The sequence below is a fragment of the Pseudomonas cremoricolorata genome (assembly GCF_000759535.1).
In the GTDB taxonomy this organism is placed as follows: domain Bacteria; phylum Pseudomonadota; class Gammaproteobacteria; order Pseudomonadales; family Pseudomonadaceae; genus Aquipseudomonas; species Aquipseudomonas cremoricolorata_A.
The window spans coordinates 526,835-546,303 of record NZ_CP009455.1; the positions used below are offsets into that span (position 1 = coordinate 526,835).

General features: G+C 63.1%; 17 protein-coding genes. 8 read left to right on the forward strand and 9 right to left on the reverse strand.

The window, feature by feature from the left end:
• Nucleotide 1: 1 nt before the first annotated feature.
• From LK03_RS02405 to mrcB, 4 genes are all read right to left on the reverse strand, one after another.
• Entirely contained in the window at nucleotides 2–1,726 is a 1,725-nt protein-coding gene (locus tag LK03_RS02405) for an acetolactate synthase 3 large subunit (protein WP_038414572.1), read from the reverse strand.
• A gap of 408 nt (nucleotides 1,727–2,134) precedes the next feature.
• Nucleotides 2,135–2,470 (reverse strand): YqcC family protein, encoded by a 336-nt coding sequence (locus LK03_RS02410; protein ID WP_038410911.1) that lies wholly within the window; start codon nucleotides 2,468–2,470, stop codon nucleotides 2,135–2,137.
• Entirely contained in the window at nucleotides 2,467–3,258 is a 792-nt protein-coding gene (locus tag LK03_RS02415; RefSeq protein WP_038410912.1) for a tetratricopeptide repeat protein, read from the reverse strand. The genes LK03_RS02410 and LK03_RS02415 overlap by 4 nt, the downstream gene beginning before the upstream one ends.
• Nucleotides 3,259–3,274: 16 nt before the next feature.
• Nucleotides 3,275–5,593 (reverse strand): penicillin-binding protein 1B, encoded by a 2,319-nt coding sequence (mrcB, locus tag LK03_RS02420; protein ID WP_038410913.1) that lies wholly within the window; start codon nucleotides 5,591–5,593, stop codon nucleotides 3,275–3,277.
• A gap of 114 nt (nucleotides 5,594–5,707) precedes the next feature.
• On the opposite strand from mrcB, the gene LK03_RS02425 reads away from it, so the two are divergent.
• Together LK03_RS02425 and LK03_RS02430 are read left to right on the forward strand one after the other, a co-directional pair.
• The gene (locus tag LK03_RS02425; RefSeq protein ID WP_038410914.1) at nucleotides 5,708–7,237 is read left to right on the forward strand and encodes an AAA family ATPase; all 1,530 of its coding nucleotides are present in this window, start codon (nucleotides 5,708–5,710) and stop codon (nucleotides 7,235–7,237) included.
• A 138-nt stretch (nucleotides 7,238–7,375) separates the two neighbouring features.
• The gene (locus LK03_RS02430; protein WP_038410915.1) at nucleotides 7,376–7,654 is read left to right on the forward strand and encodes a TfoX/Sxy family protein; all 279 of its coding nucleotides are present in this window, start codon (nucleotides 7,376–7,378) and stop codon (nucleotides 7,652–7,654) included.
• 300 nt (nucleotides 7,655–7,954) lie between these two features.
• Here LK03_RS02430 and LK03_RS02435 read toward each other — a convergent pair whose 3' ends face one another.
• Genes LK03_RS02435 through LK03_RS02445 form a run of 3 tightly spaced genes read right to left on the reverse strand, consistent with a single transcriptional unit; the run spans nucleotide 7,955 to nucleotide 10,640 of the window.
• Nucleotides 7,955–8,722: a heme ABC transporter ATP-binding protein gene (locus LK03_RS02435; protein WP_038414573.1), complete on the reverse strand. Its 768-nt coding sequence runs from the start codon at nucleotides 8,720–8,722 to the stop codon at nucleotides 7,955–7,957.
• Nucleotides 8,722–9,759: a FecCD family ABC transporter permease gene (locus LK03_RS02440; protein ID WP_038410916.1), complete on the reverse strand. Its 1,038-nt coding sequence runs from the start codon at nucleotides 9,757–9,759 to the stop codon at nucleotides 8,722–8,724. Before LK03_RS02440 ends, LK03_RS02435 begins: the two co-directional genes overlap by 1 nt.
• Complete coding sequence (locus LK03_RS02445; RefSeq protein ID WP_038410917.1) at nucleotides 9,756–10,640, reverse strand: heme/hemin ABC transporter substrate-binding protein; 885 nt, start codon at nucleotides 10,638–10,640, stop codon at nucleotides 9,756–9,758. Before LK03_RS02445 ends, LK03_RS02440 begins: the two co-directional genes overlap by 4 nt.
• A gap of 151 nt (nucleotides 10,641–10,791) precedes the next feature.
• On the opposite strand from LK03_RS02445, the gene LK03_RS02450 reads away from it, so the two are divergent.
• Complete coding sequence (locus tag LK03_RS02450) at nucleotides 10,792–11,109, forward strand: Rieske (2Fe-2S) protein (RefSeq protein ID WP_038410918.1); 318 nt, start codon at nucleotides 10,792–10,794, stop codon at nucleotides 11,107–11,109.
• On the opposite strand, the gene sfsA is transcribed toward LK03_RS02450, so the two are convergent.
• Entirely contained in the window at nucleotides 11,099–11,812 is a 714-nt protein-coding gene (gene sfsA, locus LK03_RS02455; RefSeq protein WP_038410919.1) for a DNA/RNA nuclease SfsA, read from the reverse strand. The genes LK03_RS02450 and sfsA overlap by 11 nt on opposite strands.
• Complete coding sequence (locus tag LK03_RS02460) at nucleotides 11,812–12,984, reverse strand: pyridoxal phosphate-dependent aminotransferase (protein ID WP_038410920.1); 1,173 nt, start codon at nucleotides 12,982–12,984, stop codon at nucleotides 11,812–11,814. The genes sfsA and LK03_RS02460 overlap by 1 nt, the downstream gene beginning before the upstream one ends.
• Before the next feature lie 209 nt (nucleotides 12,985–13,193).
• Between LK03_RS02460 and dksA the strand changes: the two genes are divergently transcribed.
• The 5 genes from dksA to LK03_RS02485 all read left to right on the forward strand — a co-directional run bounded on the left by dksA (nucleotide 13,194) and on the right by LK03_RS02485 (nucleotide 19,309).
• The gene (gene dksA / locus LK03_RS02465; RefSeq protein ID WP_038410921.1) at nucleotides 13,194–13,640 is read left to right on the forward strand and encodes an RNA polymerase-binding protein DksA; all 447 of its coding nucleotides are present in this window, start codon (nucleotides 13,194–13,196) and stop codon (nucleotides 13,638–13,640) included.
• Between the two features lie 64 nt (nucleotides 13,641–13,704).
• A complete protein-coding gene (gluQRS, locus tag LK03_RS02470; RefSeq protein ID WP_038410922.1) occupies nucleotides 13,705–14,592 on the forward strand; it encodes a tRNA glutamyl-Q(34) synthetase GluQRS in 888 nt (295 codons plus the stop codon).
• 119 nt (nucleotides 14,593–14,711) lie between these two features.
• Nucleotides 14,712–14,888, forward strand: a complete 177-nt coding sequence (locus LK03_RS02475; RefSeq protein WP_010796831.1) for a hypothetical protein — start codon at nucleotides 14,712–14,714, stop codon at nucleotides 14,886–14,888.
• Nucleotides 14,872–17,856, forward strand: a complete 2,985-nt coding sequence (locus LK03_RS02480) for a sensor histidine kinase (RefSeq protein WP_167334482.1) — start codon at nucleotides 14,872–14,874, stop codon at nucleotides 17,854–17,856. The genes LK03_RS02475 and LK03_RS02480 overlap by 17 nt, the downstream gene beginning before the upstream one ends.
• A 4-nt stretch (nucleotides 17,857–17,860) precedes the next feature.
• On the forward strand, nucleotides 17,861–19,309 hold the full coding sequence (locus LK03_RS02485) for a sigma-54-dependent transcriptional regulator (protein WP_038410924.1): 1,449 nt from the start codon (nucleotides 17,861–17,863) through the stop codon (nucleotides 19,307–19,309).
• Nucleotides 19,310–19,469 lie beyond the last annotated feature (160 nt).

A 19,469-nucleotide genomic window follows, 5' to 3' on the forward strand; every position in this document is an offset into this window, starting at 1 on the left:
ATCAGGTACGCTCCGTCTTGCTCAGCCACATGTCACGCATCGAACCGTCCTTGATCTGCATCGGATAGACGTGCTCGGTACGGTCGATGGCGATATCGATGAACACCAGACGATCCTTCATGGCGAAGGCCTCTTCCAGCTTGGGCTTGAGATCCTTCAGGCTGGTGATGCGGATACCCACATGCCCATAGGCCTCGGCAAGCTTGATGAAGTCTGGTAGCGACTCGACATAGGAATGCGAGTGACGACCGTTGTAGGCCATGTCCTGCCACTGGCGAACCATGCCCAGTACACCGTTGTTCATGTTGACGATCTTCACCGGCAGGCCGTACTGCATGCAGGTGGACAGCTCCTGGATGTTCATCTGGATGCTGCCTTCGCCGGTGACGCAGGCGACGTCCTGATCCGGGAAGTTGAGCTTGACGCCCATCGCTGCCGGGAAGCCGAAGCCCATGGTGCCCAGGCCACCGGAGTTGATCCAGCGGTTGGGTTTGTTGAACCGGTAGTACTGCGCCGCGAACATCTGGTGCTGGCCCACGTCCGAGGTGATGAAGGCATCGCCCTTGGTCACTTCGCACAGGGTCTCGATCACGGTCTGCGGTTTGATGACGCTGCCGTCGCCCTTGTCGTAAGGGAACAGGCCGCGATCACCGCGCCATTCGTTGATCTGCTTCCACCAGGCCTCAGCGGCTACCTTGTCTGGCTGCTGACCGATCTCGGCGAGGATCGCCTGCATTTCGCTGAGCACGCTTTCCACAGGCCCTACGATCGGCACATCGGCCTTGATCATCTTGGAGATCGACGCCGGGTCGATATCGATGTGGATGATCTTGGCATTCGGGCAGAACTTGGCCGGGCCGTTGACCACACGGTCGTCGAAGCGCGCACCGACAGCGAAGATCACATCGGCGTTGTGCATGGCCATGTTGGCGGTGTAGCTGCCGTGCATGCCGAGCATGCCGAGGAACTGCGGGTCGGTACCCGGGAAGGCGCCAAGGCCCATCAGGGTATTGGTGACCGGCAGGTTGAGCGACTTGGCGATCGCAGTGAGCGCTTGCGAGCCACCGCCGAGAATCACACCGCCACCGGCATAGACGATCGGACGCTTGGCGGCCAGCAGCATCTCGGCAGCTTTGCGAATCTGCCCGGAGTGACCGCGCACGGCCGGGCTGTAGGAGCGCAGCTTGACCTTCTTCGGGTAGACGTATTCGAACTTCTCGGCCGGGTTGGTCATGTCTTTTGGAATGTCGACCACGACCGGGCCAGGACGACCGGACTGCGCCAGATAGAAGGCTTTTTTTAGGATTTCCGGGATTTCCACGGCGTTCTTGATCATGAAGCTGTGCTTCACGATGGGCCGCGAGATACCGATCATGTCGGTTTCCTGGAAGGCATCGGTACCGACCATGGTGCTAGGCACCTGACCCGACAGGATCACCATCGGAATCGAGTCCATGTACGCAGTGGCGATACCAGTGATGGCATTGGTCGCGCCAGGGCCGGAGGTCACCAGCACCACACCGGCCTTGCCGGTGGCACGGGCATAGCCGTCGGCCATGTGGGTCGCGGCCTGCTCGTGGCGGACCAGGATATGCTCGACTTCCGGTTCCTTGAACAGGGCATCGTAAACATGAAGGAGAGCACCACCAGGGTACCCGTAGATGTGCTTAACGCCTTCGTCGCGCAAAAAGCGGACGACCATTTCAGCGCCGGATAAGAGCTCCACGTTGTTCACCTCTAAAACGCCAGAATACCGTCCTCATGGACGGGTCTTAATAGGTTTACTGCCAAGCAGAGCATGAGCGAAAACGTCAGCACTGACTGAGCAAGTATTGGGAGTGCCCCAGAGTGTTGCGGGGGATTCCCACCCAGCGCGAGGTAACGCGTTGCGGGGTGTAACAGGCGGCGCGGGTGTGCGCCTCATGATCTGCTTGGCGGGTCTGCTTCTGGCAGTCCCCCTACAGCGGAAACTGGATTCTTCTGATTCAGCGCCTGCAAGTCAAGAAAAATTATTGCCAGTTTTACGCCAGGATGATTATTCACCACCACGTTTCAGATTCTTAGCAGCAGGAAAATGAAGACATTCACAAAAAAGGGCCACAATCTGCGGCCCTTAGGGAAAAAACAGAAGAAATCAGGCGGAAGGCGCGATCAAACGATCGAACGCTGCCAACAGTCGACGCAGCTCACGACTTTGCTCCGCTCGGCTGGCAAACACCGTTTCGGCCATCACCAGAATGCCGGAGGCGTTGGGCAGTGGCTGGCCGAACTCGATGATCTGCTTCATGCGCGGCAGGAAAATCCATTGCAACCACTGCTCGAAGGGCATGGCATCGACGGCGAACGGCACCGTGCTGGCCATGGCCACATCGCTGGGCGCAGTATCCGACCACCAGCCCTGCACCTGCAGCTCACGTTCGATGAGCAACAGGTGATCGGCGATTTCCAATACCCGTGGCGCTACCGTCACAGGTTGACCTTGGCTTTCTGCCGCGCCAAGGCCGCGCCAGCACTGTCCCCTTGTTTTTCACGCGCTTGGGCGATGATGTTCCAGAGTTCGGCCTGCAGACTGGGACGGCCATTGGCATAGCTCAGACCGCGTCGCGCCAGTTGCTCCGCTTGCGCGGCCTCGCCTTGGTTCAGACGCACCTGCGCCAGACGGAACAGCACTTGCGGCTCACGCGGCGCGATGCGCTGAGCGCGCTCCAGACTGGACGAAGCACCATTGAGGTCACCACTGCCCTGCTGCTTTTGCGCAGTGGTCAGCAGTGCCAGCACCGGACCGTCGAGCTGTTCGTCGGCAGACAGCCCCCCTGAACGGTTGGTCTGCGGAATACCGGTCGGCGTACTCGGGGTGGGCGCACCTGAGGACATGGCGGCGATGTCGAAGGGTTCGTCGGCCACCGGGTTCGGATCGCTGGTCACCGGGGTGGTGTTGATCGGCGAGGTATCGATCGGTGTGGTATCGATCGGCGCCCCACCGCTCTGCGCCGGGAACGACTGGATCGGCGACGCGCCCGCACCTTGCGGAATCATCACGGTCACGCCCGAGTCTTCCGGCAGCGACTGCGCCTGCGCGGTGCCGCGAGACGGTGCGGCCGCGACAGCACGCTTGCCCTGGATGCGCTCGCTATTGGAGACCCGAGAACTGGAGTCGACCACCGGAATGTTGCCACGCGGCACGCTGGCGCACCCTTGCAGCACGGCAATGGCCGTCACGACTGGAAACCACCACTTGTTCAATTCAAACCCTCTCATGCTCTGGAGTTGGTGCTCAATTCATCCAGCCCTTGACCCAGTCCATGACCGAGTCGGACTCCTGCGCCCCGCCACAGGCGGCGCCGGCTGGCGGTTCGCTGCCGCGAATATACGGCATCTGCACGGCGCCAGGACAGCTCTGGTCCGAGCCCTGACCGGTGTTCGGGTCGATCCATGCCTGCACCACGTTGTCCGGCTGCGGCATGTCCAGCGGCAGCGGATCGGCCTTGCGCATGAAACTGGTCCACACCTGCAGGGCCCCGGTGGCGCCGGTGAACGGCGTACTGCCGTTGTCGTCACGACCCAGCCAGACCACCGCCAGCAGATCCTGGCTGAAGCCCGAGAACCAGCTGTCACGCGAGTCGTTACTGGTGCCGGTCTTGCCTGCCAGGGTCAGTGAGCTGGGCAGAACACTGTAGACCGAACGCCCGGTCCCTTCACGCATGACCCGCTGCATGGCGTTCTGCACCAGATAGATGGAGCCGGCGTCGAAGGTCTGCTGAATCTGGAACGGATAGCGCTTGAGCGGCTCGCCCTCGGCAGTCAGTACGCTGCGGATACCGCGCATGGGCGTGGTGAAACCGCCGTTGGCGATGGTCTGGTACATGGTCGCCACCTGCATCGGCGACATACCGCCAGCGCCCAGCAGCATCGAGGGGAATGCCGGCCAGTCGACGTCGACGCCCAGCCGGCCGATGGTCTTGATCACGTTCGGCACGCCGACTTCAAGGCCGATCTTGGCGGTGGACAGGTTGTAGGAGTTGGCCAGGCCCTGGTACAGGTAGATGGTGCCGTGCGGGCGACGATCAAAGTTCTGTGGTCGCCAGACCTGGCCATTGGCGCCTTTGACCGAGAACGGTTCATCCTGCACCAGACTGGTCAGGGTGAAGGTGCCGGGCTTGTCCAGGGCGGTCAGGTACACGGCCGGTTTGACCAGCGAACCGATCGGGCGTACGGCGTCTATGGCGCGGTTGAAGCCGGCAAAGCCGGATTGACGGCTACCGATCAAGGCCTGCACTTCGCCTGTTTCAGGGTTGCTCACCACCATCGCCGATTCGACCTCATCGGCGCCCTTGCGTCCAGCAAGGCGCTTGAACGTCTCGGTCATCGACGTCTCGGCCTTCATCTGCAGAATCGGGTCGAAGCTGGTGAAGATACGCAGGCCTTCTTCGGTCAAGTCCTCGTCGCGGTAGTCCTGGCGCAGCTGACGCTTGACCAGGTCGAGGAACGCCGGGAACGAGCTGTCGGCCAGGCTGCCGCGCTTGGTCACGCCCAAGGGCATCTTCTTCGCCGCATCGACCACGTCCTGGCTAGCCACGCCCTGCTCGACCAGCAGGTCGAGCACCAGGTTGCGGCGTTGCAGCGCACGCTCTGGGTAGCGCCGCGGGTTGTAGTAGGACGGCCCCTTGACCATGCCCACCAGCAAGGCGATCTGGTGCAGTTTCAACTCAGAGAGCGGCTGGCTGAAGAAGAACTGGCTGGCCAGGCCGAAGCCGTGCACGGCACGCTGGCCGTCCTGGCCGACGAACACTTCGTTGAGGTACGCCTCGAGAATCTCGCGCTTGTCGTAATGCAGCTCGAGCAGCACCGCCATCATCGCTTCGGTGAGCTTGCGGCTGAGGCTGCGTTCGTTGGTGAGGAAGAAGTTTTTCACCAGTTGCTGGGTCAGCGTACTGCCGCCCTGACGCATCGCACCTGACGAGGTGTTGACCCACACCGCACGGGCGATCGACTTGGGCGAGACACCGTGGTGGCTGTAGAAGTCGCGGTCTTCGGTGGCAATCAGGGTTTCCAGCAGGTAAGGCGGCACCTGATTGATGTTGATCAGAATGCGATCTTCGAGGTTCTTGGGATAGATACCGCCGATCATCAGCGGCTCCAGACGCACCACATCGAGCTTGCCGCCGTTGTTGCCGGCAAGTCCGGCGACGTAATCACCCGAGAAACGCACGCGGACGAACTGCGCAGGCTCAGTGCCTTCGTAGAACTGGAAGCCCCGGGTGTTGAGGTCGACCGTGTTGCCGTTGACCGACGCCTCGCCAGGGCCGCTGGCGGCCGCTTCGCGGCGATAGCCTAGGGCATCGAGCTCGGTGAGGAAGTCGTTCTTGCTCAGCTTCTGGCCGACGAACAGCTCCAGCGGCCGCGCGTACACCTTCGCCGGGATGGTCCAGCGCTTGCCGGAAAACTTCTCCTGCACCGTCGCATCGAGGTACACGGCGAAGCCGGCGATCAGCACCAGGGCCACCAGGCTGAGCTTCAGGGCCCAGCCAAGCAGCACGCGCGAACGGCCGGGGCGGGGTTTCTTGGCATTACGGGGGGATCGGGATCGAGTCATGGCGGCGGATTATACGCACTTTACTTTGGCTGGGCAGGCGTCCCGGCGGTTTGCAGGGGAGGCACCATTGACCATAATGAGCCCTTTGAATTCCCCGACCGTCAAGGACCCCTCGTGAGCCAAGCCCTGATCAACGCGCTGCACAACAGCGCCCTCTACCCGCACGCCGTAGAGGGGTTCCACGTCATCGAGACGCACATTTCCTGGGTACTGCTCACCGGCACCTACGCCTACAAGATCAAGAAACCGATGAACTTCGGCTTTCTCGATTTCACCCAACTCGAACAGCGCCGGCATTTCTGCCATGAAGAACTGCGCCTGAACCAGCGACTGACCAGCGATGTGTATCTGGAAGTGTTGCCGATTACCGGTAGTGCCGAGGCGCCGGTCATCGGTGGTGAAGGCGAGGTGATCGAATACGCGCTGAAAATGCGCCAGTTCCCGCAGGACCAGATGCTCAGCACCTTGCAGGCCAATGGCGAACTGACGGCCGATCATATCGACCAGATGGCCCGGCAGATTGCCCAATTCCACCTCAACGCCCCCAGGGTCGGCGACGAGAACCCGCTGGGAACCCCGGAAAGCGCCATGGCGCCGGTGGAACAGAACTTCGAGCAGATCCGCCCGTTCCTCAGCGAAGCGGCCGATTTGCAGCAACTGGACAACCTTCAGGCCTGGGCGCGCAGCACCTACGAGCGCCTTTACCCGCTGCTGCAAGCGCGCAAAGCCGATGGTTTCATCCGCGAATGCCATGGCGATATCCATCTGGGTAACGCCACGGTAATCGACGGCAACGTGGTGATCTTCGACTGCATCGAATTCAACGAGCCGTTCCGCATGACCGACGTCTATGCCGACACCGCGTTCCTCGTCATGGACCTCGAAGACCGCGGCCTGAAATGGCTGGCACGGCGCTTCATCAGCCAGTACCTGGAGCTGACCGGCGATTATCAGGGCCTTGAGCTGCTGAACTTCTACAAAGCCTACCGCGCCCTGGTGCGGGCCAAGGTGGCACTGTTCAGCCTGAGCCCGGAGGCCGACGGCCTGCAGCGTGCGACGACCCTGCGGACCTATCGCAACTACGCCAACCTGGCCGAAAGCTACAGCGCCATTCCTTCGCGTCTGTTGGCGATCACCCACGGCGTATCAGCGGTCGGCAAGAGCCACGTGGCCCTGCGCCTGGTGGAATCGCTGGGCGCGGTTCGGGTGCGTTCGGATGTCGAGCGCAAGCGTCTGTTTGGCCAGGGCCTGTACGATCAGGACGCCAGCAACGCCACCTACGCCCGCCTGCACACGCTGGCTGGGATCATTCTCAAGGCCGGCCTGCCCGTAGTGCTCGACGCCACTTACCTGCAGCAACAGCAACGCCAGGCGGCCGCGCAGATCGCCAGCGATACGGGCGTGCCCTTCCTGATTCTTGACTGCCAGGCACCGGAGGCGGTGATCGTCAGTTGGCTGGAGCAACGCCAGGCGGAGAATGTCGACCCCTCCGACGCCACGTTGGAAGTGGTCAAGGCGCAGCAGGCGTCGCGTGAGCCGCTCGATGAACGCGAACAGTTGCAGTGCAAGCGGGTCGATACGCACCAGAGCAGCAGCGTGGATCAACTGATCGAACAGATTCGTCAGCGCTTGCCGGGCCTGTAGACCGCAAACCAAGCCTGAGGGGCCGAAACGCGGCCCCGCCTGGCAAAAAAGGCGCATTCGCCCAGCCCCGCTACACTTGCCTACTGACCTGTCTGAAGACCCATCCCCTGGCACCGTTCGGTATGGCAAGGAGGCTCGATGAACGATGAGTTACAGCACCTGAGGAATCTGGGCAAGACCTCTGCGCAATGGCTGCATGCTGCGGGTGTACACAGCCTGGCCGACCTTCGCCGGCTAGGCGCAGTGGGCGCCTATCAGGCTGTGAAAATGCGCGGATTCCGGGCTTCCAAAGTGTTGCTGTATGCCATCGAAGGCGCTTTGCTCGACGTTCACTGGAACGAACTGTCGGCTGAACGCAAGGCTGCGCTGCTCGCTCAGCTGACCGCACAGTCCCCGGCTGTAAAAAAAACAAAATAAAGACAGCGAAGGGCTTGACCTCGAAATGAGAATCGTTATGATTATCACAACTGGTCGCGAGACTGGTTGGATAAACTGAAAGCCCTTGGTTCGGACTCTCAGATTATCTCCTCATCAGGCTAATCACGGTTTTTGACCCGGCATTTTGCCGGGTCTTTTTTTGACTACGATTCGGCTCAGGGGAAGGTCAAGGATCTGGTCCATCCTCGACCTCGACCATGTCGGGGGCGGCGTGTCGTTCGCTTTCATGGCTTGGCGAACGCTGCGCGGCCCCCGCGCCGGTCAGCCTGCTGCCAGTGCTCAGCGGGCAATGATCAACGGATGGCCTCGCTCCGGATGCGCCTGTACCAATACCTCGATGCCGAACACCCTGTGCAGCGCCTGTGGCGTGAGCACTTGCTGCGGCGTTCCCGCTGCGTGGCAGCGGCCCTCATGCAACAGAACGATGCGGTCGCAGTACCGCGCCGCCAGGTTCAGGTCATGCAGAATCACCAGTACCGCCGTCCCCCGCTGCGCGACCTCGCGCACCGCTTGCAGGGTGGTGTGCTGATGCAAAGGGTCAAGCGCAGAGGTCGGCTCGTCGAGCAACAGCACGCTGCCCTCTGCGCCCGGCCACAACTGCGCCAGCACCCGCGCCAGATGCACACGCTGACGCTCACCACCGGAAAGCGCCAGGTAGCTGCGCCCGTGCAGGTGCTGTGCGTCGGCGGCATGCAGCGCCTGGTCGATGATCTCTGCATCGCGCAGGGCACCGCTGTCATGGGGCAAGCGACCCATGCCCACCACCTCCTCGACGCTGAACGAGAAATCCAGGCTCGATACCTGCGGCAGCACCGCCAGTGAACGCGCACGGGCAGGTCCTTGCCAATCCTCCAGGGGTCGACCCTGCATGAGCACCTGGCCCTGCGATGGGCTCAGCTCACCGCACAGGGCACCGAGCAGGCTGCTCTTGCCGGCCCCGTTGGGCCCAAGCACACCCAGCACCTGTCCCGAATGCAAGGAGAGGTCGATGGCCTGCAACACCTGCTTGCTGCCCCGGCGCACGTGCACTCCCTGAGCCTGGAGCATCATCCGCGCCCTCTTACCAATAGAAACAGAAAGAACGGCGCGCCGATGAAGGCCGTGACGATACCGATGGGCAACTCGGCAGGTGCCAGCAGCAGGCGCGCGACCAGGTCGGCGAACAACAACAAGGTGCCCCCGGCCAACAATGAGGCGGGCAGTAGAACCCGGTGATCAGGCCCCACCAGCAACCGCAGCAGGTGCGGCACCACCAGACCGATGAAGCCGATCAGCCCTGCCGCGGCCACTGCGGCGCCCACGCCCAGGGCGGTGCACAACACCAATTCACGCTTGAGCGTTTCCACCTCCACACCCAGATGCCGCGCTTCCGACTCGCCCAGCAGCAGGGCGTTGAGCGCCTGCGCGCGACGCGGCAACCACAGCGCGACGGAGCACACCACCAGCAGCAGCGGCCACAGGCGCTGGTAACTGGCACCATTGAGACTGCCGAGGTTCCAGAAGGTCAGGGTGCGCAAGGTCGCATCGTCGGCCAAGTAGGTGAACAGGCCGACACCGGCCCCGGCCAGGGCGGTCAGGGCGATGCCGGCAAGCAGCATGGTGGCGACGCTGGTGCGACCATTGTGCCGGCCCAGGCGATACACCAGGGCAGTCACGCCAAGCCCCCCGAGAAATGCACACAGCGACAACAGATAAGGCGCCAGGGCCTCGGGCAGCCCCCCAAAGCCACTGCCCAGCACGATCGCCAGGGCTGCCCCGAGCGCAGCGCCACTGGCGACTCCGACCAGCCCAGGATCGGCCAGCGGATTGCGAAACAATCCTTGCATCGCCACGCCCGACAGGGCTAGCACGGCCCCGACCAGTAGCCCCAGCAGCGTGCGCGGCAGACGAATCTGCCCGACGATCAACTCAGCCTGCTGCAGGCCTTCGGCAGCGATCGGCATGCCAAGCAGCCGCAGGCCGGCGCGCAGGGTGTCGATGAACGGCAGGCTGACCGGCCCCAGGGCCAGCGACAGCCAGATCGCCAGGCACCACAGCAGGCCCAGGCCAACAAACAATGTACGCGGTGCCAGCAGACGCCTCATGGCTGCAGGCTGACATTGCCCTTCGGATAGAACGCTCGAGCCAGCGATTGCAGCGCCTCAGGCAGACGCGGCCCCAACCCGCCCACCAGCAGGGTGGGGTCGAGTACGACGATGCGTCCATCGCGCGCAGCGCGTGTTGCCGACAGTCCCGGGTTTTCCTTGAGCATGGCCTGCACCGCCGCCTCGCCGATCAACGCGCGATCGGATACCACCAGTACCTCGGGGTCGAGCCCGGCCAGGGATTCCACCGACACGTTCTTGTAGCCTGCATGCTCAGCCAGGTTGTGCCCCCCGGCCTGCTCCACCAGCCAGGCACCGGCAGTGTCCTGCCCGGCGATCATCGGCTTGCCGCCGCCATGCCCCACCAGCAACAACACGCCTGGCGCCTTCTGCTGGGTCTTGGCCTGAGCAATGGCGGCCTGCAAGGCTGCTACGCGTTGGCGATATTCGCTGGCCAGGATGCCGGCTTGTCGCTCGGCGCCCAGCAGCGTGCCCAGGTGCTTGAGGTTCTCGTCGACCGCAGCGAGGTCCGCCTTGCTTGAGAACAGCTCGACCCGCACCCCGGCCTGCTTAACTTGTGCGAGCACCGGCGGCGGGCCCATTTCCTCGGTGCCGACCAGTACGTCAGGGCGCAGGCTCAGAATGCCTTCGGCCGACAACTGGCGCTGATAACCGACGCTCGGTAATGCCTTGAGCGATTCAGGGTGCTGGCTTGTGGTGTCGACGCCGACCAGCCGCGCTTGGCCACCGAGCGCCGCGATCCACTCACTGAGCGCCCCGCCTGCACTCACCCAGCGTTGCGGCAAAGGTTCAGCGTGCGCCACAGCAGCGAATGCCAGGCTGGCGCACAAGGCGATCAGAACGGAGGGACGGCGCATCATCGGGTTTCCTTCTATAAAGCCAGTCGCGCGCCTTGTGGCGAACGGCGGATCTGCGCACCATGTACAACCGGCGCGATACGTGGCGGCAATTTGATAATTATTCGCATTGAAGCGTCAAGCAGCCCTTTTCCCGCGAGTGTGCACCAGGCCCATGGATTTTCTCTGCTCCAGCTCCGTCCTCGTCGAAGGTAACAGCCGCGTCTTCGACATCGATGGCGTGAGTCTGCTGGCCGTGCGGCGCAACGGCAAGGTGTACCTTTACCGCAATCGCTGTCCGCACCGGGGCATCGCGTTGAACTGGGAAGCGCACACCGTGCTCGATCCCAGCGCCAGCCTCATTCAGTGCGCCCATCATGGCGCGCTGTTTCTCATCGAAAGCGGCGAATGCGTGGCCGGGCCTTGCGAAGGGGAAGCCTTGCAAGCGCTGAACTGCGAAGAAGACGCCATGGGCATCTGGCTCACGGCGTGAGCAGAACGGGCAAAGGCCGGTCGATGACGATCTGCTCGGCATCGAGCCGAGTGCCATAGGCCAGCACCTCGACGCCGTCTGCTACCGCTGCGCGCAAGGCGTGCGCATAGCCTGGGTCGATTTCCTCGGCGGGGCGTACCGCCTCGATGCCGGTGAGATTGACGGAATACAACTGCACCGCCCGCACGCCTTGTCGGGCCAGCGCCGCCAGTTCACGCAAGTGCTTGGCGCCGCGCAGGGTCACGGCATCCGGAAATGCCGCCACCGACGAGTCGGCATAGCCCAGCGTGACACTCTTGACCTCGACGTACGCCGGGCCTTCGGGGAATTCCAGGCGAAAATCGATGCGACTGCGTTCCTCGCCATAGGCCACTTCACGGCGCAGTGCAGTGAAACCGCGCAGCTCGCTGATCAGCCCGGCGCGCAACGCTTCTTCGACCAACGCATTGGCCCGCCCGGTATTGATGCAGGCCAGGCGCCCCTGGGGCGTCTCGCCAATTTCCCAAGTGCCCGGCAGCTTGCGCTTGGGATCGTTCGAGCGACTGAACCAGACCTGCCCACCTTCACGCAGGCAATTGAGCATCGAACCGGTGTTGGGGCAGTGGATGGTCAGTTGTTCGCCGCAAGGCAACTCGATATCGGCGAGGAAGCGTTTATAACGGCGCAGCAGGCGCGCCTGTTCCAGTGCAGGTTGAAAACGCATCAGCCCTGCCAGCTCCGCAAGCCACGTTCGATTCGTTCGACGGCCTGCTGCAGGCGTGGCAGATCCTGGGTGTAGGCGAAGCGCACGTGATGCCCGGCTTGATACCGACCGAAATCCAGCCCTGGGGTGAAAGCCACGTGCTCGGTCTCGAGGAAGTGCTGGCAAAAGGCGAAGGCGTCGCCACCGAAAGCACTGATGTCGGCATATAGATAGAAGGCGCCCTGCGGTTCGACGGCGATACCGAAGCCCAGTTCGCGCAAGGCCGGCAGAAGGAAATCGCGGCGGCGGGCGAATGCTGAGCGGCGCTGTTCGAGAATCTCCAGGGTCTGCGGCTCGAAGCAGGCCAGTGCCGCATGCTGAGCCATGCTCGGCGCACTGATGTAAAGGTTCTGCGCCAGCTTTTCCAGGTCAGCCACCGCGTCGGGCGGCGCCACCAGCCAGCCCAGGCGCCAGCCGGTCATGCCGAAATACTTGGAGAAGCTATTGAGCACGAAGGCGTGATCGTCCACCTCCAGCACGCTCGGCGCATCCATGCCGTACGTCAGCCCATGGTAGATCTCGTCGACCACCAGATGGCCCTGCCGCTCACTCACCGCCTGCGACAAGCTGGCCAGTTGCCGGCGATCGAGCACCGTGCCTGTGGGATTGGCCGGGGAGGCCACCAACGCACCGACGCTGGCTTCGTTCCAGTGCTGCTCGACCAGGCCGGCAGTGAGCTGATAGCTCGTATCCGGCCCCACCGGCACCAATTGCGCCGCGCCCTCGACCAGACGCAGAAAATGCCGGTTGCATGGGTAGCCCGGATCGGCCAGCAACCAGTGCTTGCCCGGATCGACCAACAAGCTGCTGGCCAGCAGCAGCGCTCCTGAACCGCCCGGCGTGATGAGGATGCGTTGCGGGTCGATGTTCAGGCCGTAGCGCTTTGCATAGAAGCCTGCGATCGCCTCGCGCAGGGCCGGCAGACCGCGAGCGGCGGTATAGCGGGTATGGCCTGCAGCCAGCGCGGCTTGCCCTGCGGCGACGATAGGTTCGGCGGTGGTGAAGTCCGGCTCGCCGATTTCCAGATGAATGACATCATGGCCTGCGGCCTGCAACTCGTTGGCGCGGGCCAGCAAGGCCATGACGTGGAAAGGTTCGATTGCGCGACTGCGTGCACTGTAGTGCTGAGTCATGGCCTGTTCTCGCTTGTGACTGAACGGAAAATCTCTCTCTGCCCGGGACCGAACGTGCCGCGCACGCTGCTGTCTACACGCAGGATCGGGCAGGGTAGCGCACCCCCGATCTATCTGGTAAGTTCGGCGGCTCGCAGTCGCAGGGCCGGCGGGTGCCGGAGAAGGAGCAGCCTGCGCATTGGATCAGATGAGTGAGAGGCGGTCTATTCATGTCCACCCTAGAAAAGCAAAAAACCGGTCAGAGCATGTTTGGCCTGGAGCCTTATAAAGAAGCAAAGGGCGAGGAGTACATGGGCGAAACCATGCGCAAGCACTTCGTCAAATTGCTCGGTGCCTGGAAACAGGAGCTGATGACCAGTGTGGACCGCACCATGGACCATATGAAGGATGAAGCTTCGAACTTCCCTGACCCGGCCGACCGTGCCAGCCAGGAAGAAGAGTTCGCCCTGGAGCTGCGTAACCGCGACCGCGAGCGCAAGCTGATCAAGAAGATCGACAAGACGTTGCAGAAGATCCAGGAAGAAGACTACGGCTGGTGTGAAAGCTGCGGTATCGAGATCGGCCTGCGCCGTCTTGAAGCCCGTCCGACTGCCGACCTGTGCTTCGACTGCAAGGAAATTGCCGAGAAGAAGGAAAAGACCAACGGTAAGGGATGATCTGTCCTACCGGCATCACGGGGCGCTCGATGCGCCCCTTTTCATTTGTGTACTGGCCACTTGCATGAACAACGCACCCTACGTGGGGCGCTTCGCCCCAACCCCCAGCGGGCTTCTGCACTTTGGTTCTCTGATCGCCGCGCTGGCCTCCTGGCTCGACGCCCGCGCAGTGGGCGGACGTTGGTTACTGCGCATGGAAGACACTGACCCGCCGCGCGAAATGCCCGGCGCCCGTGATGCGATCCTGCGCACCCTGGAAGGCTATGGCCTGACCTGGGATGGCGAAGTGGTGATGCAGAGCCAGCGCCATGGTGCCTATGCCGAGGTGGTCGAGCGCTTGTTCAACATGGGCCTGGCCTACGCCTGCACCTGTTCGCGCAAGCAACTGGAAGGCTATGGCGGGCTGTATCCGGGGTTCTGCCGCAACGCCGGGCACGCCCGCGAAGGCGCGGCGATCCGCCTGCGCGTGCCGGAGCTGACCTACCGTTTCGAGGACCGCGTGCAGGGCCAGTTCAGCCAGCACCTGGGGCGCGAACTGGGCGATTTCGTCATCCAGCGGCGTGATGGCCTGTACGCCTATCAGTTGGCGGTGGTGCTCGATGACGCCTGGCAGGGGGTGACCGATGTGGTGCGTGGCGCCGACCTGCTCGACAACACGCCGCGACAGCTGTATCTGCAAGAGCTGCTCGGGTTTTCCCAGCCGCGCTATCTGCACATTCCGCTGATCGTCCAGCCCGATGGCCACAAGCTCGGCAAGTCGTACCGCTCACCACCTTTGCAGGCCGAGCAGGCCACACCGCTGCTGCTGCGCGCACTGCGGGCGTTAGGCCAGACGGTAGAAGCCGACCTGCATACCGCCAGCGCGAACGAGGTGCTGGACATCGCCCGACAACGTTGGCAGGCGGCAAGCATCCCACGGCGTCCTACCATGGCCGAGGCCGATCTGCAGTAAGACGCTTGCCCCGCCGGGCAAAGCCCAATAGATTCTGCGTCCTGGCGAGCCACAAGGAACGGCTGCACATGACGTGTGCGCCGACCCGGTCCGGCCTGCTCCCACTCATCGAGGCCAGCATGTACATCTATCGTTTGGTCCTGCTCCTGGTGGTGGGGATCTATCTGTTCTCCCCGGCCATCATGGACTGGTGGATCGACCCTACCGGCGCCTGGTATCGGCCTTATCTGCTGTGGCTGATCCTGATCGTCGTGACCTTCATTCTGCAGAGCCAGCGAGATGCCGATGAGCTTTAGCCTGACCCAGATGATCCTGATCAGCGCCGGTTATCTGCTGGTACTGTTCGGCGTGGCCTGGATCAGCGAACGAGGCTTGATTCCGCGTTCGGTCATCCGCCATCCGCTGACCTACACCTTGTCGCTGGGCGTCTACGCCAGTGCCTGGGCCTTCTATGGCTCGGTCGGGCTGGCGTATCAGTACGGCTATGGCTTTCTGGCCTGCTACCTGGGTGTGTCGGGGGCATTCCTGCTGGCGCCGGTGCTGCTGTATCCGATTCTGAAGATCACCCGCACCTACCAGCTGTCGTCGCTGGCTGACCTGCTGGCCTTTCGCTTTCGCAGCACCTGGGCCGGGGCGCTGACCACGATTTTCATGCTGATCGGTGTGCTGCCGCTGCTGGCGCTGCAAATCCAGGCGGTCGCCGACTCGATCAACATCCTCACCGGCGAGCCGGTCAAGGCGCGGGTGGCGCTGGCGTTCTGTGTGCTGATCAGCCTGTTCACCATCTTCTTCGGCTCACGGCACATCGCCACGCGCGAGAAGCATGAGGGCCTGGTCTTCGCCATTGCGTTCGAGTCGGTGATCAAGCTGCTGGCCGTGGGTGGCATCGGCCTGTACGCGCTGTATGGCGTGTTCGGCGGGCCGCACCAGCTGGAGGTGTGGCTGCTGCAGAACCAGACCGCCCTGGCCGCGCTGCACACGCCATTGCAGGAAGGTCCGTGGCGCACCTTGCTGCTGGTGTTCTTCGCCTCGGCCATCGTCATGCCGCACATGTACCACATGGCCTTCACCGAGAACCTCAATCCGCGCTCGCTGGTCAGCGCCAGCTGGGGCCTGCCGCTGTTCCTGTTGCTGATGAGCCTGGCTGTGCCGCTGATTCTCTGGGCCGGCCTGCGCCTGGGCGCCAGCACCAACCCTGAGTACTTCACCCTGGGCCTGGGCATCGCTGCCAACAACCAGGCGCTGGCGTTGCTGGCGTACATCGGCGGGCTGTCGGCCTCCAGCGGACTGATCATCGTCACCACGCTGTCACTCTCGGGCATGGCGCTGAACCACCTGGTACTCCCGCTTTATCAACCGCCTGCGCAGGGCAATATCTACCGCTGGCTGAAGTGGACCCGTCGCGCCCTGATCGTCGCCATCATCGGCGCCGGGTTCGTCTTCTACCTGACCCAGGACAACCACCAGAGCCTGGCCAACCTGGGCATCGTCGCTTTCGTCGCCACACTGCAATTCCTGCCGGGGGTGCTGTCGGTGCTGTACTGGCCGACGGCCAACCGCCGCGGCTTCATCGCCGGGCTGCTGGCGGGTATCTCGGTGTGGATGGTGACCATGCTGCTGCCGCTGGTGGGCAACGTGCAGGGCTTCTACATTCCCCTGCTGGACATGATCTACGTCCTCGACGACACCAGTTGGCACATGGCCGCCATCGCCTCGCTGGCGGCCAACGTGCTGCTGTTCACCCTGATCTCGCTGTTCACCAATGCCAGCAGCGAGGAAGTCAGCGCCGCCGAAGCCTGCGCCGTAGACAACGTACGCCGCCCGCAGCGGCGCGAACTGCATGCCGCGTCGCCCCAGGAGTTCGCCACCCAACTGGCCAAGCCACTGGGCGCCAAGGCCGCACAGAAGGAAGTGGAACAGGCGCTGCGCGACTTGTACTTGCCGTTCGACGAACGCAGACCCTACGCCCTGCGCCGTTTGCGTGACCGCATCGAGGCGAATCTGTCGGGCCTGATGGGGCCGAGCGTGGCCCAGGACATGGTGGAAACCTTCCTGCCCTACAAGTCGGGCAACGAGAACTACGTCACCGAAGACATCCACTTCATCGAGAGCCGCCTGGAGGATTATCACTCGCGCCTCACCGGGCTTGCCGCCGAACTCGACGCGCTGCGCCGCTACCATCGACAGACCTTGCAGGAACTGCCCATGGGCGTGTGCTCGCTGGCCAAGGATCAGGAAATCCTCATGTGGAACCGAGCCATGGAAGAGCTGACCGGGATCGCCGCCAAGCACGTGGTCGGCTCGCGCCTGATGACCATCGCCGAGCCATGGCGCAGCCTGCTGCAAGGCTTCACCAACATCCCCGACGAGCACCTGCACAAGCAGCGCCTGGCCCTCGACGGCCAGCCACGCTGGCTGAACCTGCACAAGGCCGCCATCGACGAGCCGCTGGCCCCCGGCAACAGCGGCCTGGTACTGCTGGTCGAAGACCTCACCGATACCCAGGCCCTTGAAGACAAGCTGGTGCATTCCGAGCGCCTGGCCAGCATCGGCCGGCTGGCCGCCGGGGTGGCCCACGAGATCGGCAACCCGATCACCGGCATCGCCTGCCTGGCGCAGAACCTGCGCGAAGAGCGCGAAGAGGATGGCGAGATCATCGAGCTGTCCAGCCAGATCCTCGAGCAGACCAAACGCGTCTCACGCATCGTCCAGTCACTGATGAGCTTCGCCCATGCCGGCGGCAGCCAGCAGAACAGCGAAGAGCCGGTGTGCCTGGCCGACGTGGCCCAGGATGCCATTGGTCTGCTTGCACTGAACCGGCGCAATTTCGAGGTGCAGTTCTATAACCTGTGCGATCCCGACCACTGGGTCGAGGGTGACCCGCAGCGTTTGGCCCAGGTGTTGATCAACCTGCTGTCCAACGCCCGCGACGCCTCTCCACCGGGAAGTGCGGTGCGCGTGCGCAGCGCTCTGAGCGACAGCAGCGAACACATGCTCGACCTGATCGTCGAAGACGAAGGCAGCGGCATTCCGAAGAACATCATGGATCGACTGTTCGAGCCGTTCTTCACCACCAAGGATCCTGGCGAAGGTACCGGCCTGGGTCTCGCGCTGGTCTATTCCATCGTGGAAGAGCATTATGGGCAAATCACCATCGACAGCCCCGCCGACATCGAACGGCAACGAGGCACCCGGATCCGCGTTACTTTGCCACGGCATGTCGTAGCGACGTCCCCAGACATTCGAGACCGTCGAGAGAACTGAATCAATGCCGCATATTCTGATCGTCGAAGACGAAACCATCATCCGCTCCGCCCTCCGCCGCCTGCTGGAAAGAAATCAGTACCAGGTCAGCGAGGCCGGTTCGGTGCAGGAGGCCCAGGAGCGGTTCAGCATCACCACGTTCGACCTGATCGTCAGTGACCTGCGTCTGCCTGGCGCGCCCGGCACCGAGCTGATCAGGCTCGGTGAAGGCACACCGGTGCTGATCATGACCAGCTACGCCAGCCTTCGCTCGGCGGTGGACTCGATGAAGATGGGTGCGGTGGACTACATCGCCAAGCCGTTCGATCACGACGAAATGCTCCAGGCCGTGGCGCGCATCCTGCGCGATCGACCCAAGACTGCACCACAGGAAGCGAACAATCCCGAAGCCCGCATCTCCGGCAAGTCGAGCAGTGCCGACAAGGCCGCAGCCACGGCAGCCAGCGGTGAGATCGGCATCATCGGTTCGTGCCCACCGATGCTCGACATGTTCAGCAAGATTCGCAAGGTGGCGCCGACCGACTCGAATGTCCTTATCCAGGGCGAGTCCGGCACTGGCAAGGAGCTGGTCGCCCGGGCGCTGCATAACCTGTCGCGACGCGCCAAGGCACCGATGATTTCCGTCAACTGCGCGGCCATTCCGGAAACCTTGATCGAGTCCGAGTTGTTCGGCCACGAGAAAGGCGCCTTTACGGGTGCCAGCGCAGGACGCGCCGGGCTGGTCGAAGCGGCCGATGGCGGCACGCTGTTCCTCGATGAAATCGGCGAACTGCCGCTCGAAGCCCAGGCGCGCCTGCTGCGTGTCTTGCAGGAGGGCGAGATCCGCCGGGTGGGTTCGGTGCAGTCGCAGAAAGTCGATGTGCGCCTGATCGCCGCCACCCACCGTGATCTCAAGAGCCTGGCCAAAGCCGGCCAGTTCCGCGAAGACCTGTATTACCGGCTGCATGTGATCGCACTGAAACTGCCGGCGTTGCGCGAACGTGGCAGCGACGTCAACCAGATCGCCGACGCGTTCCTGGCTCGCCAGAGTGCGCGAATCGGCCGTGACGACCTATGTTTCTCGGGCGATGCGGTGCAAGCCATCCGCCACTACAGCTGGCCGGGTAACGTCCGTGAGCTGGAGAACGCCGTCGAGCGTGCAGTCATCCTCAGCGAGAGCCCGGAAATCTCTGCAGAGCTGCTGGGCATCGATATCGAGCTGAGCGATCTGGAAGACGGCGACCCGCTCGACCACCTTCCGTCCTCCTCGGCCGTGGGGGCAAACCCCAGCCAGGACCCGACCGAAGACCTGTCACTGGAGGATTACTTCCATCATTTCGTCCTCGAACACCAGGATCACATGACCGAGACCGAACTGGCGCGCAAGCTCGGCGTCAGCCGCAAGTGCCTGTGGGAACGTCGTCAGCGCCTGGGCATCCCCCGTCGCAAGAGCAGCGCCACTAGCGAAAACTGATCTGCCCCTCAGGTGCGGGTCCTCCGCACCTGACCTCCCCTCGTCCTACCCCCTGAAAAAACCTGTTACCTCGCAGGCCCTGAGTAACATCCGCCGGGGCGAACGGTAACGAATAACCTTATTCCGAATCGTGCAGTGGGCGCCCCTGCACCGTCAGGCC